Origin of the sequence: Pseudacidovorax intermedius, from assembly GCF_003350475.1 — a bacterium.
GTDB lineage: Bacteria > Pseudomonadota > Gammaproteobacteria > Burkholderiales > Burkholderiaceae_C > Xenophilus > Xenophilus intermedius.
In genome coordinates, this window is record NZ_QQAV01000008.1 from 228,839 (window position 1) to 242,979 (window position 14,141).

The 14,141-nt window shown below is 71.3% G+C and carries 12 protein-coding genes and 1 pseudogene; 2 read left to right on the forward strand and 11 right to left on the reverse strand.

What is annotated here, in order from left to right:
• Positions 1–41 precede the first annotated feature (41 nt).
• The gene (pmbA, locus tag DFR41_RS19450; RefSeq protein WP_114803956.1) at positions 42–1,412 is read left to right on the forward strand and encodes a metalloprotease PmbA; all 1,371 of its coding nucleotides are present in this window, start codon (positions 42–44) and stop codon (positions 1,410–1,412) included.
• A 4-nt stretch (positions 1,413–1,416) separates the two neighbouring features.
• Here the strand turns inward: pmbA and DFR41_RS19455 are convergent, their stop codons facing one another.
• Complete coding sequence (locus DFR41_RS19455; protein ID WP_114803957.1) at positions 1,417–2,322, reverse strand: LysR family transcriptional regulator; 906 nt, start codon at positions 2,320–2,322, stop codon at positions 1,417–1,419.
• 280 nt (positions 2,323–2,602) lie between these two features.
• Between DFR41_RS19455 and DFR41_RS19460 the strand changes: the two genes are divergently transcribed.
• Positions 2,603–3,355, forward strand: coding sequence for a sulfite exporter TauE/SafE family protein (locus tag DFR41_RS19460; protein ID WP_114803958.1), 753 nt, complete (start codon positions 2,603–2,605; stop codon positions 3,353–3,355).
• Positions 3,356–3,555: 200 nt separating this feature from the next.
• Here the strand turns inward: DFR41_RS19460 and DFR41_RS19465 are convergent, their stop codons facing one another.
• From DFR41_RS19465 to ntrB, 10 genes and pseudogenes are all read right to left on the reverse strand, one after another.
• On the reverse strand, positions 3,556–4,020 hold the full coding sequence (locus DFR41_RS19465; protein WP_017760237.1) for an NUDIX domain-containing protein: 465 nt from the start codon (positions 4,018–4,020) through the stop codon (positions 3,556–3,558).
• A 4-nt stretch (positions 4,021–4,024) separates the two neighbouring features.
• On the reverse strand, positions 4,025–4,471 hold the full coding sequence (locus DFR41_RS19470; protein ID WP_017760238.1) for a GatB/YqeY domain-containing protein: 447 nt from the start codon (positions 4,469–4,471) through the stop codon (positions 4,025–4,027).
• Positions 4,472–4,671: 200 nt separating this feature from the next.
• Entirely contained in the window at positions 4,672–4,884 is a 213-nt protein-coding gene (rpsU, locus tag DFR41_RS19475; protein WP_017760239.1) for a 30S ribosomal protein S21, read from the reverse strand.
• 254 nt (positions 4,885–5,138) lie between these two features.
• Complete coding sequence (locus DFR41_RS19480) at positions 5,139–6,359, reverse strand: BaiN/RdsA family NAD(P)/FAD-dependent oxidoreductase (RefSeq protein WP_114803959.1); 1,221 nt, start codon at positions 6,357–6,359, stop codon at positions 5,139–5,141.
• A gap of 43 nt (positions 6,360–6,402) precedes the next feature.
• Positions 6,403–7,215: a uroporphyrinogen-III C-methyltransferase gene (cobA, locus tag DFR41_RS19485; RefSeq protein ID WP_114803960.1), complete on the reverse strand. Its 813-nt coding sequence runs from the start codon at positions 7,213–7,215 to the stop codon at positions 6,403–6,405.
• Positions 7,212–8,120, reverse strand: coding sequence for a DNA-binding protein YbiB (gene ybiB, locus DFR41_RS19490; protein WP_114803961.1), 909 nt, complete (start codon positions 8,118–8,120; stop codon positions 7,212–7,214). The genes cobA and ybiB overlap by 4 nt, the downstream gene beginning before the upstream one ends.
• A 47-nt stretch (positions 8,121–8,167) precedes the next feature.
• The gene (locus DFR41_RS19495) at positions 8,168–11,002 is read right to left on the reverse strand and encodes a nitrate reductase (RefSeq protein WP_114803962.1); all 2,835 of its coding nucleotides are present in this window, start codon (positions 11,000–11,002) and stop codon (positions 8,168–8,170) included.
• Positions 11,003–11,121: 119 nt separating this feature from the next.
• Positions 11,122–12,324 (reverse strand): annotated as a pseudogene (locus DFR41_RS19500) (NAD(P)/FAD-dependent oxidoreductase); the annotation flags it as partial.
• 38 nt (positions 12,325–12,362) lie between these two features.
• Entirely contained in the window at positions 12,363–13,199 is an 837-nt protein-coding gene (locus DFR41_RS19505; RefSeq protein WP_114803964.1) for an ABC transporter ATP-binding protein, read from the reverse strand.
• Positions 13,196–14,131, reverse strand: a complete 936-nt coding sequence (gene ntrB / locus DFR41_RS19510) for a nitrate ABC transporter permease (protein ID WP_017761339.1) — start codon at positions 14,129–14,131, stop codon at positions 13,196–13,198. The genes DFR41_RS19505 and ntrB overlap by 4 nt, the downstream gene beginning before the upstream one ends.
• Positions 14,132–14,141 lie beyond the last annotated feature (10 nt).

Genomic DNA, 14,141 nt, shown 5'->3' on the forward strand with positions numbered 1-14,141 from the left:
CGCCCGGCCATCGGGGGCGCGTCGCTATCATTGTCCCTCACATGAGCACCACCACTTCGCGCGCGGAAAGCGGCTTCGCCTACAGCCGAGATTACTTCGAGAACCTGGTCGACACCGCCCTGGCGCATGCCAAGAAGCTGGGTGCCACCGATGCCGGCGCGGAGGCGTCCGAAGGCTGCGGACTGAGCGTCTCGGTGCGCAAGGGCCAGCTCGAGAACGTGGAGCGCAACCGCGACAAGTCGCTGGGCGTCACCGTCTACGTGGGCAACCGGCGCGGCAACGCCAGCACCTCCGACTTCTCGGAAGCGGCCATCCGCCAGACGGTGCAGGCGGCCTACGACATCGCCCGCTTCACGGCCGAGGACCCGGTCGGCGGCCTGCCCGACGAGGCGGACATCGCCAAGGACCATCCGGAGCTGGACCTCTTCCATCCCTGGGCCATCGACAGCGAAGGTGCTGCCAAGCTGGCCCTGGAGTGCGAGGCGGCGGCCCTGTCGACCGACCGCCGCATCACCAACAGCGAGGGCGCGGGCGTGTCGGCGCAGCAGAGCCATTTCTTCAGTGCGCACACGCATGGCTTCCGCGGCGGTTATGCCAGCTCGCGCCATTCGATCTCGGTGGCGCCCATCGCCGGGCGCGGTGACGACATGCAGCGCGACGCGTGGTACAGCTCCATGCGCTCGGCGGACGAACTGGCCTCGCCGCAGGCCGTGGGTCGCTATGCGGCCGAGCGGGCGCTGAGCCGGCTGAAGTCGCGCAAGATCAAGACCACCGAATGCCCGGTTCTGTTCGAGTCGCCCCTGGCCGCCGGCCTGCTCGGCGGGCTGGTGCAGGCCGTGAGCGGCGGCGCGCTGTACCGGCGCAGCACCTTCCTGCTCGACTCGCTGGGCAAGGACGTGTTGCCGTCGCACATCGACGTGACGGAAGACCCGCACATCCGCCGCGGCAAGGGCAGCGCGCCCTTCGATGACGAGGGCGTGATCACCCGGGCGCGCACCGTGGTCGACGCCGGCCGGCTGGAGGGCTACTTCCTGTCGACCTATTCGGCCCGCAAGCTGGGCATGAAGACCACCGGCAATGCCGGCGGCTCGCACAACATGACGCTGCGCTCGCGGCTGACCGATCCGGCCGACGACCTGGATGCAATGCTGCGCAAGCTGGGCACCGGCCTGTTCGTCATCGAGCTGATGGGCCAGGGCGTCAACTACGTCACCGGCGACTATTCGCGTGGCGCGAGCGGCTTCTGGGTCGAGAACGGCCAGATCGCCTTCCCGGTGCAGGAGATCACCATCGCCGGCAACCTCAAGTCGATGCTGATGGGCATCCAGGCCGTGGGGGCCGATGCCTACAACTACGGCGCCAAGACCGTCGGCTCGATGCTGATCGACCGGATGAAGGTGGCCGGGGCCTGAGGCTTCAGGCGCAGCGCGCCGCCTGCGGCAGTGCCGTGAGGTGCGCGAGCAGCGCCCGCGCCTGGGGCGACAGCGCCGCCTCGTCGCGCACGCAGGCCCGCAATTCGCGGCCAGCCCATTCCTCCGCCAGGGGCACCCGGGCCAGCGCCATGGTGCGCGCGCACCGCGATGCCGCCGTGTGCGGCACCACCCCGGCGCCGATGCCCTGCGCTGCCATGCGGCACACCGCGTCGAAACTGCGCACCCGCGCCCGGTAGTGCGACGGCAGCCCGGCTGCGCGGATCTGGCGGCTGATGTGTTCCTGCAGCGGATTGCCGGCGGCCAACCCCACCCATTCCGCGTCGCCCAGTTCGGCGAGCGTTGCGCGGCGTCGACGGGCCAGCGCATGGCCGCGCGGCAGCACCAGCACCAGGTCGTCGCGGCGGAAGGCGTGGTGTACCAGGCCGCCGAAGTCGGCGAGCTGCGAGGCGATGCCGATATCCGCCAGGCCGGCACGCACCGCATTCGCCACGTCGGCGCTTGCCCGCTCGTCCAGATCCACCGAGACCTGCGGATGCGCCGCCAGGAAGTCTGCCAGGGGACCGGGCAGGTGCTCCATCAGCGCGGCCGTGTTGGCGAGCAGGCGCACGCGGCTGCGCAGGCCCTGGCCGTGCTCGGCCATCTCGCCGTACAGGCATTGCATCTGCGCCAGCACCGTGCGCGCATGGTGCAGCAGCGTGCGGCCGGCCTCGGTGGGCGTCACGCCGGCCGCATGCCGCTGCAGCAGTGGGCCGCCCAGCGCCTGCTCCATGCCGCGCACCCGCTGGCTGGCGGAGGCGAGCGTCATGTGGGCCCGGTCGGCGCCGCGGGTGAGGCTGCCGGCTTCCACCACGTGGACGAAGAGGCGCAGATCGGTCAGGTCGAATCGCATGGGGGCAAGGTAGCACGCGGGGCGGTGCGCAGCGCGGGTTCGCGGGCGCCTGGGCTGGATCCGCGCAGGTCCATTCCGCTCTGGCTCTGGCATGCATCGGCCGATGCTTCTCTTCGGTTGCCAGGGGCTCAGTTTCGGCCATAGGCGCCTGCGCCTCTTCCGCATTGGCGCCGTGCAGCGCCGCCGCCAGACTCGCGGTCTTCCGCAGTGCCGCTGCGCCTTCCCCAACACCCCATGCCCGTCCCCGTATCCAACAACGCTCCGCGGCCGGGAGCACGCCATGGCCGTTGACGCCGCCGCGCTTGCGACCTGGGCGCTGACCGCCGGCGTCTTCGTGCTGGCCGGTGCGGTCAAGGGGCTGCTTGGCCTGGGTCTGCCCACCGTGTCGATGGCGCTGCTTGCGTTGTGGATGCCCCAGGCCGAGGCGGCAGCCTTTCTGGTGCTGCCGTCGCTGGTGACCAACCTGTGGCAGGCGGGCCCCTGGCGCGAGGCCCTGGCGCTGCTGCGTCGCACGGCCGGCCTGCAGCTCGGCATGGCGGCCGGCACGCTGGGCGGGCTGCTCGTCTGGGGAGCGCCTGCCGGCCGCACCGGCGTCCTGCTGCTCGGCTTGGCGCTGATCGCCTACGCGGGATGGGGCCTGGCAGGTCGGGCGCATGCCCTGACGGCGGAGCAGGCCCGCTGGGCCGGGCCCGTCGTGGGCGTGCTGACCGGCCTGCTCACGGCCCTCACCGGCGTGTTCGTGATGCCGGTGGTGCCCTACCTGCAGAGCCTCGGGCTGGATCGCGCGGCGCTGATGCGGGCCATGGGTCTTTCGTTCAGCACCTGCACGCTGGCACTGGGCGTGGGGCTGGGCGGGTCGTCCGGGATGATGGCCGCGGGGGGCGGCTGGACGTCGGCGGCGATGCTCGTGCCAGCCTGGCTGGGCATGGCGTTGGGCCAGCGACTGCAGGCACGCATGCCCGTGCTCCTGTTTCGCCGCTGCTTCTTCGCAGCGCTGGCGGTGCTCGGCGGCTGGATGGTGCTGCGCGCCTGAGGCAGCCGTCGTTCATGCCAGTGATCCAGGGCGCTGAGCGCTACCCGCAGGGCATGAAACCGGCGCCGCTTTTCTGATCGAAGGGCCGCGGAGCAGGCCATGCCAGTGCACCCGCGGAACGGGCTTGGCCCGGCCGCCGGGTGCGCCCCTCGAGGGGGATGGGACTTCCACGCGCAGCGAGGAAGTCCAAACGGGGTGGGCTATTTCCTGCCGAGCGCCTGCCAGACCCGCTCGATGGTCTGCCGGTACGGCAGCGTGAAGCCGTCCAGCGGCTCCTGTGGCGTCAGCCAGCGGAACGCGAACACCAGCCCGTCCTCTTCCGGGCTGCCGTGGGCCGTGTGCTCGAAGCGCTCGGGCAACGGCGCGTCGATGCGCATCAGGAACAGGTGCCACAGCTGCTCGTGCGTATGGTCGTTACCCTCGTGGCCCGCATCGCAGTGGCGCAACAGCGTGCCCAGGGGCTGCAGCGGACCGTCGAAGCGCAGGCCGGATTCCTCCAGCAGCTCGCGGCGCACGGCTTCTTCGGGTGACTCGCCGGGCTCGATGGTGCCCTTGACCAGTTGCATGCCGCGGTCCCCCGGATGGTGGAAGACCAGCAGCCGGCCGCGCGCGTCCACCACGCAGGCGCAGGCCTTGCCGATGGGCGCGACGGCGGGCACGTCCATGCGATCAGCCGGCGAGGGCAGCCTTGACCGCTGCGCTGACCTGGCCCATCTCGGCCTTGCCGGCCAGGCGCTGCTTGGCGGCGCCCATCACCTTGCCCATGTCGCCAGGGCCGCTGGCGCCCAGTTCGGCCACGATCGCCTTCACCTCGGCGGCGATCTCGTCGGCGCCCAGGCGCTGGGGCAGGTAGGCCTCGAGCACGGCGATTTCAGCGGCTTCCTTGTCGGCCAGCTCGGTGCGGCCGGCCTGGTTGAAGGCGGTGATGGAGTCCTTGCGCTGCTTGATCATCTTGTCGATGACACCGACCACGGCGGCGTCGTCCAGCTCGATGCGTTCGTCCACTTCCTTCTGCTTCATCGCGGCCAGCAGCAGGCGGATGGTGGCCAGGCGCTCGGCTTCCTTGGCGCGCATGGCGGTCTTCATGTCTTCGGTGATGCGGGCCTTGAGGCTCATGGTGCGTCCTTGCTGCAGGGGGAAGAGAGGAAAGAGCGGCGCGCTCCCCGTGGCGTGCGGCCCCGGCCCGTGGATCGGGCGATGTCGTGCCGGCGAGCGGCTGGCGACAAAAACAAAAGCCGCGGCAGGTTTCCCCGGCGCGGCTTGCGTGTTGCGCGACCGGCGGCGTCGAGGACGTGCCGGTGTTGCCCGCGGATCGATCAGTACAGCTTCTTGGGCAGCTGCATGCTACGCACGCGCTTGTAGTGGCGCTTGACGGCAGCGGCCTTCTTGCGCTTGCGCTCGGCGGTCGGCTTTTCGTAGAACTCGCGGGCGCGCAGGTCGGTCAGCAGGCCGATCTTTTCGATGGTGCGCTTGAAGCGACGCAGTGCGACGTCGAAGGGCTCGTTTTCTTTAACGCGGATGGTGGTCATTGATTCAAAGAGGTGTTGAATGTGACCAGGGAAGATCGAGGCCCCCGGCCGGTGGTCCTCAACTCGAAAGATTTGCGGCCCGCTGAGGGGTAGGCCAAAGTTAGCCGGCTAATGTAGCAGGTTTGGGGCTGCCGCTCAAGCTGTGTCGGGAGTCTGGCGACCGGGCCCAGCACGATGCGGGAGACGCCGGGGCCGAAGCGCTGCATTAAGGCAGGCCCGCGGCGCCGCGCTGCGCCGGCAGGGGCCTCGCGCATTCAGCCAGCCTGCAGCGCCTGCGCGCAGGCATGGGCGCTGGCCCAGGCCCACTGGAAGTTGTAGCCGCCCAGCCAGCCGGTCACGTCCACCGTCTCGCCGATGAAGAAGAGGCCGGGCTGGCGCGCGGCTTCCAGGGTTTGCGAGGAGAGCTCGCGCGTGTCCACGCCGCCGGCGGTGACCTCGGCCTTCTTGTAGCCCTCGGTGCCCTCGGGCACCAGCGACCAGCGGCTGATGCGCTCGGCCAGCTGGGCCAGCGACTTGTCGGCCGCCTCGTTGATGGGCCGCTGCAGGCCCGGGTCCTCGCCGGTCCAGGCGTCGGCCAGCCGCGAGGGCACCAGCGTCGCGAGTTCATTGGCCACCCGCTTGCGCGAATCGCGCTTTGCCTCGGTCAGGCGGGCCTGCACGTCGGTGCCGGGTGCAAAGTCCAGGGTCAGCGCCGTGCCGGGCTGCCAGTAGGTGGAGATCTGCAGGATGGCCGGGCCCGAGAGCCCTCGGTGGGTGAACAGCAGATCCTCGTCGAAGCGCATGCGCGCCTTGCCGGTGCCGGTGCTGATGGCCACGGGCAGCGCCAGTCCGGCCAGTTGCGCATAGGGCGCCCAGGCCTGGCCGCCGAAAGTCAGCGGCACCAGCGCGGGCCGCGGAGCGATGGTCTTCAGGCCGAACTGCGCCGCGATGCGCCAGCCGAAGTCGGTGGCGCCGATCTGCGGAATGGCCAGGCCGCCGGTGGCGATGACCAGCTGCGGCGCCTCGACCTGCCCGCGTGCGGTCTGCAGGCGGTAGCGGCCGGCGTCGGCGTCGAAGGCGACCGACTGCACGGCGCAGGGCTGCCAGCGCTCGACGTGGCCGTCGGCGCATTCGGCCAGCAGCAGGTCGATGATCTGCTGCGAGGGCCCGTCGCAGAAGAGCTGGCCCTTGTGCTTCTCGTGCCAAGCGATGCCGTGTAGATCTACCAGGGCGATGAAGTCGGCCGGCGTGTAGCGGGCCAGGGCCGAGCGGCAGAAATGCGGGTTCTCGCCCAGGTAATGGCGCTGCGGCGCGCGTGGGTCGAGTTCGCGGTTGGTGAAGTTGCACCGGCCGCCGCCGGAGATACGGATCTTTTCGGCCACGCGCTCGGCATGGTCGATGAGCAGCACGCGCAGGCCGCGCTGGCCGGCCTGCGCCGCGCAGAAGAGGCCGGCGGCGCCGGCGCCGATGACGATGGCGTCGAAGGAAGAGGACATGGGCCGCGCAGTATCGGCCCCACGGCGTCGCGTCGTGAGCCGCTCAGGTGCCGAAGCGCGAGGCAGCCGGCGCGCCGGCCGCCTCCATGCCGCGCAGCACGTCGCCGACCACGATGATGGACGGGCTGCCCAGCCCGCTCGCCGCCAGGTCGGTGACCAGCGTGCCCAGGGTGGCGACGATCTGTCGTTGCCGCGGCAGGCTGGCATGCTGCACCACCGCGACCGGCGTGGCGGCCGGCAGGCCGCCGGCCAGCAGCTGCTGCTGGATGTGGGCCGCGCCGGCCACGCCCATGTAGATGATCAGCGTCAACCGCGCGTCGCGCGCCGTGGCGGCCAGGGCGGCCCAGTCCGTGCTGTCGTGGCGGGCGGCGTCGGCCGCGCCGGTCTTGGCATGGCCGGTGACGAACACCACGCCCGCCGCATGGTCGCGGTGGGTCAGGGGCACGCCCAGGGCGGTGACGGCGGCGAGGCCGGCGGTGATGCCGTTGACCACCTCGCAGGCGATGCCGGCCTCGCGCAGATGCTCGACCTCCTCGCCGCCGCGGCCGAAGACGAAGGGGTCGCCACCCTTGAGGCGCACCACGGTCTCGCCCTCCTGCACCGCGGTGATCATCAGCTTCTCGATGAAGGCCTGCGGCGTGCTCTTGCAGCCGCCGCGCTTGCCGACGTGCACGATGCGCGCGTCGGCCCGGGCCCATTGCAGGATCTCGTCGTTGACCAGGTCGTCCACCAGCAGCACGGTGGCGGCCTGGATGGCCTTCACGGCCTTGAGGGTGAGCAGTTCCGGATCGCCGGGCCCCGCACCGACGAGGGTGCAGCGGCCGAGAGGGCGGGAGGCGTTCGTGGGCGTGTTCATGCGTGGGCAGCCAGATGGCGGATGTGCGCGACCTGGGCGGCGATCGCGTCGGGAAGGGGCAGTTCGCCCACCAGCACGCGGCGGGTGTAGGCGGCGGTGGCGGCGGCGTCCAGTCCGGCGGGAAGGCCCGGGATCTCGGCCAACGTGCCGGGCTGCTGCGTCTGCAGCGGCTGGCGCTGGCCGCGCACGAAGCCTTCGATGTGCAGCGTGCGGCGCGGGTCCACCACCACCTCGCCTTCGAGGCCGCGCGAGAGCATGGCCGTCATGCCCAGCAGCTCGAACAGCTCGGTCATCACCGTGCCGAAGGCGGGATGGGTGTAGCTGCCGACCACCACGGCCGGGCCGGCCGCCGGCTGCATCAGCTTGACCACGCTGTGGCCCGCGTTGCGCAGGCCGACCACGCGGCGCACCTCCAGCAGGCGCTTGAGGCCGGGATGCAACAGGCCGGTGTCGACCACGGCGATCTGGCCGGCGTCCAGCGGCGTCAGCGTCGTCGCTTCGGCATGGCCCAGTTCGGCCAGCACCTCGGCGGCCGTCACGCGGCTGTTTTCGGTGCGGCTGCCGTGCACCAGCACCGGCAGGCCTTCGCGGGCCAGCAGCAGCGCCAGCAGGGGCGTGAGCACCGGCAGCCGGCGCGCGCCGTTGTAGCTGGGCAGCACGACCACCGGGCCGGCCAGGCTCTGCACGCAGGCCAGCCGCGCATGGGTGGCGTCGAGGAAGCCGGCCATCTCCTGCGTGGTCTCGCCCTTGACGCGCATGGCCAGGCAGAAGGCACCGATCTCCAAATCGGTGACGCTGCCGTCCAGCACCTGGCCGAAGAGGTCCGCCGCCTGTTCGCGGGCGAGGGGCTTCGCGCCGCGGGCGCCGCGGCCGATGTCCTTGATGTAGTGCGCAATGCTTCCCATGGGTGCCTGGATTGTCCCGCAGCGCTTATTCCGGAATGCGCGGGCGCTTATGCCGCCTGGCGGTGCAGGCGCACTGGCGTCTCGCGCACCATGCGACGCAGTTCGGGCACGCAGGAGCCGCAGTTGGTGCCGCAGCGCAGTGCCTGCTGCAGGCCGGCCAGCCGCGCGGCCTCGCTGCCGTCGCAGGCGGCCAGGTGGCCGGCGATGTCCTGTTCAGCCACGCCGAAGCAATTGCACACGGTCTTGCCGCGCGACACCACGGCCACCGGCGGCGTGGCTTGGTAGGAGAGCAGGCGCCGGCCGAAGTCCTGCGCCGGCAGGCGGTCCTGGATCAGGGTCTTGAGCCAGCCCTCGGCCCGCGTGTCGCCGGCCAGCAGCACGGCGCGCACGTGCGCCAGCTCGCCGTCGCGCTGCAGCCGCACGGCGCGGCGGTGGCCCCGGGCCGGGTCGGCGTAGCGCAGGGCCTGGCCGTCGCCCAGACCGAGCAGGGCTTCGATGCGGTCCACCAGCGCGGCCGGTGGCGGCGCATCGGCCGCGGCGCGCAGCAGCACGCCGCCTTCGCCGCCGCCTGCACCTTCGTCGCCGAAGGGCACGCAGCTGACGAAACGCAGGTCGCGCGCCGCCTCGCGCAATGCCTGCCGCACGGCCAGCGCCCGGTCGGCCGGCAGCCAGGCGATGCCCAGCAGCGTCCAGGGCAGGGCCGCGCGGCGGATGCGCACGGCCGCGTGCTTGAGTTCGGGCTGCTTGGAAGTGGGGCAGAAGGTGGGCGTCGTCAGGCCGTTGACGCCGGTCATCTCGCGGCCCTGCGCATCCCGGCCGCCGAGGAACTCCTCGCCCCAGTGCATGGCGAGGAAGGTCTGCGCCGGCGCCAGCGTGGCATCGGGCTGCACCGGCAGCACCGCACTGCCGCGGCGGGAGGCGACCTCGACCAGGTCGCCGGCCGCAAGGCCTTCCCGGGCCATGTCCTGCGGCGCCATCTGCAGTGCCGGTTCGGCCACATGGCCGAAGAGCCGGCCCAGCGTGCCGGTGCGGCTCATGCCGTGCCACTGGTCGCGCAGGCGGCCGGTGTTGAGGGAATAGGGCCAGTCGGCATCGCGCGCCTCGGCCAGCGGGCGCCAGGGCTCGGGGCTGAAGCGGGCGCGGCCGTCGGGCGTGGCGAAGACGCCGTCCTGGTACAGGCGCGCCGTGCCGGCCGCCTGCCCTTCGGGCATCGGCCACTGCTGCGGGCCGAGTTCGTCAAGCAGCACATAGGACAGGCCTGTGATGTCGAGGTCGCGGCCACGCGTGGTGGCGCGGTGCTCGTTCCAGACCTGCTCGGGCGTGTCATAGGCGGTGAGGGCGGGCACGGCGGGCGCCAGTGCCTGCAGGGCCAGCCGCGATTGCAGCCGCTGGCCGAAGTCGGCCGCGATGGCCCAGTCATGGCGCGCCTCGCCGGGTGCCGCCACGGCGGGCCGCACGCGCGAGATGCGTCGTTCGCTGTTGGTGACGGTGCCGTCCTTTTCGCCCCAGGTGGTGGCGGGCAGCAGCAGGTCGGCGAAGGCGGCGGTGGCGGTCGTGGCGAAGGCCTCCTGCAGCACGACGAATTCGCAGCGTTCCAGGGCCCGGCGCACCAGGGCCTGGTCGGGCATGGACTGGGCCGGGTTGGTGCAGGCGATCCACAGCGCGCGCACCTGGCCTTCGGCGGCGGCGCGGAACATCTCGATGGCGCTCAGGCCCGGCGTGGCCGGGATGGCGGGAACGCCCCAGAAGGCGGCCACCTCGGCCCGGTGATCGGCGTTGGCCATGTCGCGGTGGGCCGGCAGCAGGTTCGACAGGCCGCCCACCTCGCGCCCGCCCATGGCATTGGGCTGGCCGGTGAGCGAGAAGGGCCCGGCACCCGGTTGGCCGATCTGGCCCGTGGCCAGGTGCAGGTTGATGAGCGCGGCGTTCTTGTCCGTGCCGTGCGAAGACTGGTTCAGGCCCATGCAGTAGAGGCTGAGCGTGGGCGCGCGCTGCGCCGCGTCGCCGCTGCCGCCGGTGGCGAAGAGTCGTGCGGCCTGCACGATGTCGTCCACGGCCAGGCCGCAGACCTCGGCGACGCGCTCGGGCGCGCAGTCACGCACCGTCTCGCGCAGCGCCTCGAAGCCCTGGGTGTGGGCGTCGATGAAGGCGGTGTCGGTCCAGCCCTCGTGCAGCATCACGTGCAGCAGGCCGTGGAAGAGCATCACGTCGCTGCCCGGCTGCAGGGCCAGGTGCAGGTCGGCGATCTCGCAGGTGTCGGTGCGGCGCGGGTCGACCACCACGATCTTCATGGCCGGGTTGGCGCGCTTCGCCTCCTCGATGCGGCGGAAGAAGATGGGATGGGCCCAGGCCGTGTTGCTGCCGGCGATGAACAGGCAGCCGGCGTCCTTCACGTCGTCGTAGCAGGCGGGCGGGGCGTCGGCGCCCAGCGTCTTCTTGTAGCCGGCCACGGCGCTGCTCATGCACAGACGCGAATTGGTGTCCAGGTTGTTGGTGCCGACGAGGCCCTTGGCCAGCTTGTTGAAGACGTAGTAGTCCTCGGTGAGCAGCTGGCCCGACAGGTAGAAGCCCACGGCATCCGGGCCGTCCTCGGCGATCACGCGGGCGAAGCGATCGGCGGCCAGGTCCAGCGCCTCGTTCCAGCCGATGGGCCGGGGCGTCTCGCCGCGCGCGGGTCGCAGCGCCGGTGCCAGCAGCCGCGCCTGCTGCGCGATGGCGGGCGATGCCGTCAGGTGCAGCGTGCTGCCCTTGGTGCACAGGCGGCCGAAGTTGGCGGGATGGGAGGGGTCGCCGCGCACGCCGGTGATGCGGTCGCCCTCGGTCTGAATGAGCACACCACAGCCGACGCCGCAGTAGGGGCAGGTGGATTTCGTTTCAGACATGGCTCGACAGGGACAGGCTGCGGTGTTCACATGCGCCGCGAAGCGGACCGCCGCAGGCGTGTCCGCAGCCGACGCCGCAGTACGGGCAGGTGGAGCGCGTTTTCTCAGCCATGGACGGGCTCCCCGAAGATCAGCTGCTCGCGCAACTCCGCCACGCTGCGGCCTTCGCGCAGCAGGTCCAGGTACCAGCCGCCGCCCTCGGCGTCGCCGTAGAGGCAGGCGCCGATCAGCCGCTCGTCCTTGAGCACCAGCTTGCGGTAGACGCCGCTGTCGGGGTCGCGCAGCAGCAGCTGCTCGGTGCCTTCGCCGCCCATGAAGTCGCCGGCCGACAGCAGCTCCACGCCCGTGACCTTGAGCTTGGCCGACACGGTGCTGCCCTCGTAGCGGCCGATGCCCATCTGCGCCAGGTGGTTGGCGGCCACGCGGCCCTGCTCGAAGAGGGGCGCCACCAAGCCGTAGGCCACGCCGCGGTGCTGGGCGCATTCGCCCACGGCGTAGATGCGGCCGTCGGTCACGGTTTGCAGCGTGTCGCTGACCACAATGCCTCGCTCGCAATGCAGCCGCATCTGCTGGGCCAGCGCGATGTGCGGCCGGATGCCGATGGCCATCACCACCAGGTCGGCCGGCAGCTCGCTGCCGTCCGTCAGGCGCACCGCGCGCACCCAGCCCTGGCCGTCGTCCAGCAGCGCCTCGGTCTGTGCACCCAGGCGGAAGTTCAGGCCTTGTTGTGTTTCCAGCGTCTCGCGCAGCAGCGTGGCGGCCTCGGCGTCGAGCTGGCGCTCCATCAGCCAGTCGTTGCGGTGCACCACCGTCACGGCCATGCCGCGCCGGGCCAGGCCGCTGGCGGCCTCCAGCCCCAGCACGCCGCCGCCGATCACCACGGCATGGCGGTGCGTGCGGGCGGCCTCGATCATGGCCTCGGTGTCGGCGATGTCGCGGTGGGCCAGCACGCCGCGCAGGCCCGCGCCCGGCACCGGCAGCAGCACGGGTTGGGAGCCGGTGGCCAGCAGCAGCCGGTCGTAGGCGGCCTCGGTGCCGTCGTCGGCGCGCACGATGCGGCGGGCGCGGTCCACCTGCGTGACGGTGCGGCCAGCATGCAGGGTGATGCCCTGCTCGCGGTACCAGTTCCAGTCGCTCAGCACGATGTCCTGCAGGCTGCGCTCGCCGGCCAGCACCGGCGACAGCAGGATGCGGTTGTAGTGCGGATGCGGCTCGGCGCCGAACACGGTGATGTCGTAGAGCCCCGACGCGATGGCCAGCAGCTCCTGCACCGTGCGCATGCCGGCCATGCCGTTGCCGATCACCACCAGTTTCTGCCGCATTCTTGTCTCCTGCGTGCCGTGTTCCCGCGTGGCGGCCCTCAGGCGGCCTGCTTCTCCACGTGGCCCTGGCGGGTGTAGAGGAAGTCGATCACCGCCTTGCGGTAGTGCACGTAGTCGCGGTCCTCGGCGAGCTCGACGCGGTTGCGCGGGCGCGGCAGGTCCACCGCCAGCACCTCGCCGATGGTGGCGGCCGGGCCATTGGTCATCATCACGATCTTGTCGGACAGCAGCACCGCCTCGTCCACGTCGTGCGTGACCATGACCACGGTGCTCTGCGTCTTCTGCACGATGGCCAGCAGCTCGTCCTGAAGCTTGGCGCGGGTCAGGGCGTCGAGCGCGCCGAAGGGCTCATCCATCAGCAGCACCTTGGGCTCCATGGCCAGGGCGCGGGCGATGCCCACGCGTTGCTTCATGCCGCCGGAGATCTCGCCGGGGCGCTTGTGCGCGGCGTGGTCCAGACCGACCAGGGCCAGCGCGTCGGTGGTGCGCTGGCGCAACTGCGCCTTCGACTCGCTGCCGCCGAAAACCCGCTCCACGCCCAGGTAGATGTTCTCGAAGCAGGTCAGCCAGGGCAGCAGCGAATGGTTCTGGAAAACCACCGCACGCTCGGGGCCGGGGCCGGCGATCTCCTTGTTGGCGCACAGCAGCGCGCCCTGCGTGGGCTGCGTCAGGCCGGCGATCAGGTTCAGCAGCGTGCTCTTGCCGCAGCCGGAGTGGCCGATCAGGGCCACGAACTCGCCCTTGGCGACGGTCAGGTCGATGCCCTGCAGCGCGACGAAGCGGCCCTTGGGCGTCTTGAAGGCCTGCTCGACGCCCTGGATCTGGATGAACCGGGCGTCTGCAGCGGAGGTGGTGGTGGAAGCGGCGGTGTTCACGACTTGACCTCCTCGAAGGTGAATGCGGTGGCGAGCTTGACCAGGGCCATCTCCAGCAGCAGGCCCACGATGCCGATCACGAAGATGGCGATGATGATGTTCTTGACGTTGAGGTTGTTCCACTCGTCCCAGACCCAGAAGCCGATGCCCACGCCGCCGGTCAGCATCTCGGCGGCCACGATCACCAGCCAGGCGGTGCCCACGGCCAGGCGCACGCCGGTGAGCATGTAGGGCAGCACGGCGGGGAACAGGATGCGCGTCAGGATCTTCCATTCCGACAGGTCCAGCACGCGGGCCACGTTCATGTAGTCCTGCGGCACGCGCTGCACGCCCACGGCGGTGTTGATGACCATCGGCCAGATCGAGCAGATGAAGATGGTCCAGATGGCGGCCGGGTTGGCGCCCTTGAACACCAGCAGGCCGATGGGCAGCCACGCCAGCGGCGACACCGGGCGCAGCAGGCTGATCAGCGGGTTGAACATGCGCGCCAGGAACACCGAGCGGCCGACCGCGAAGCCGGCGGGAATGCCCACGAGCGCGGCCAGGCCGAAGCCCACGGCCACGCGCTGCAGCGAGGCCAGCACGTTCCAGCCCACGCCCTGGTCGTTGGGGCCGTTGCTGTAGAAGGGATCGGAGAAGACCGTCACGGCCTGGGCCCAGGTCTCGCGCGGGCCCGGAAAACTGCCGCTGCTGCGCGCGGCCACCAGCTCCCACACCAGCAGCAGCAGGCCGAAACCCAGAAGCGGCGGGACTATGCGCAGCCACAGGCCGCTGAAGTCGCGCGGCGCCCGCGGTGCCTTGACCGGCTGGGCAGCGGCCGCCGGCGCTTCGGACGAGGGCGCCACGGCGAGGGGCTTGGCCTGCGCATGCACGGCCGGGATCGGGGCCGCGATGTCGGCCTCGCGCGGAAGATGGAAGACGGCGGCAACCATGATGAAGGGC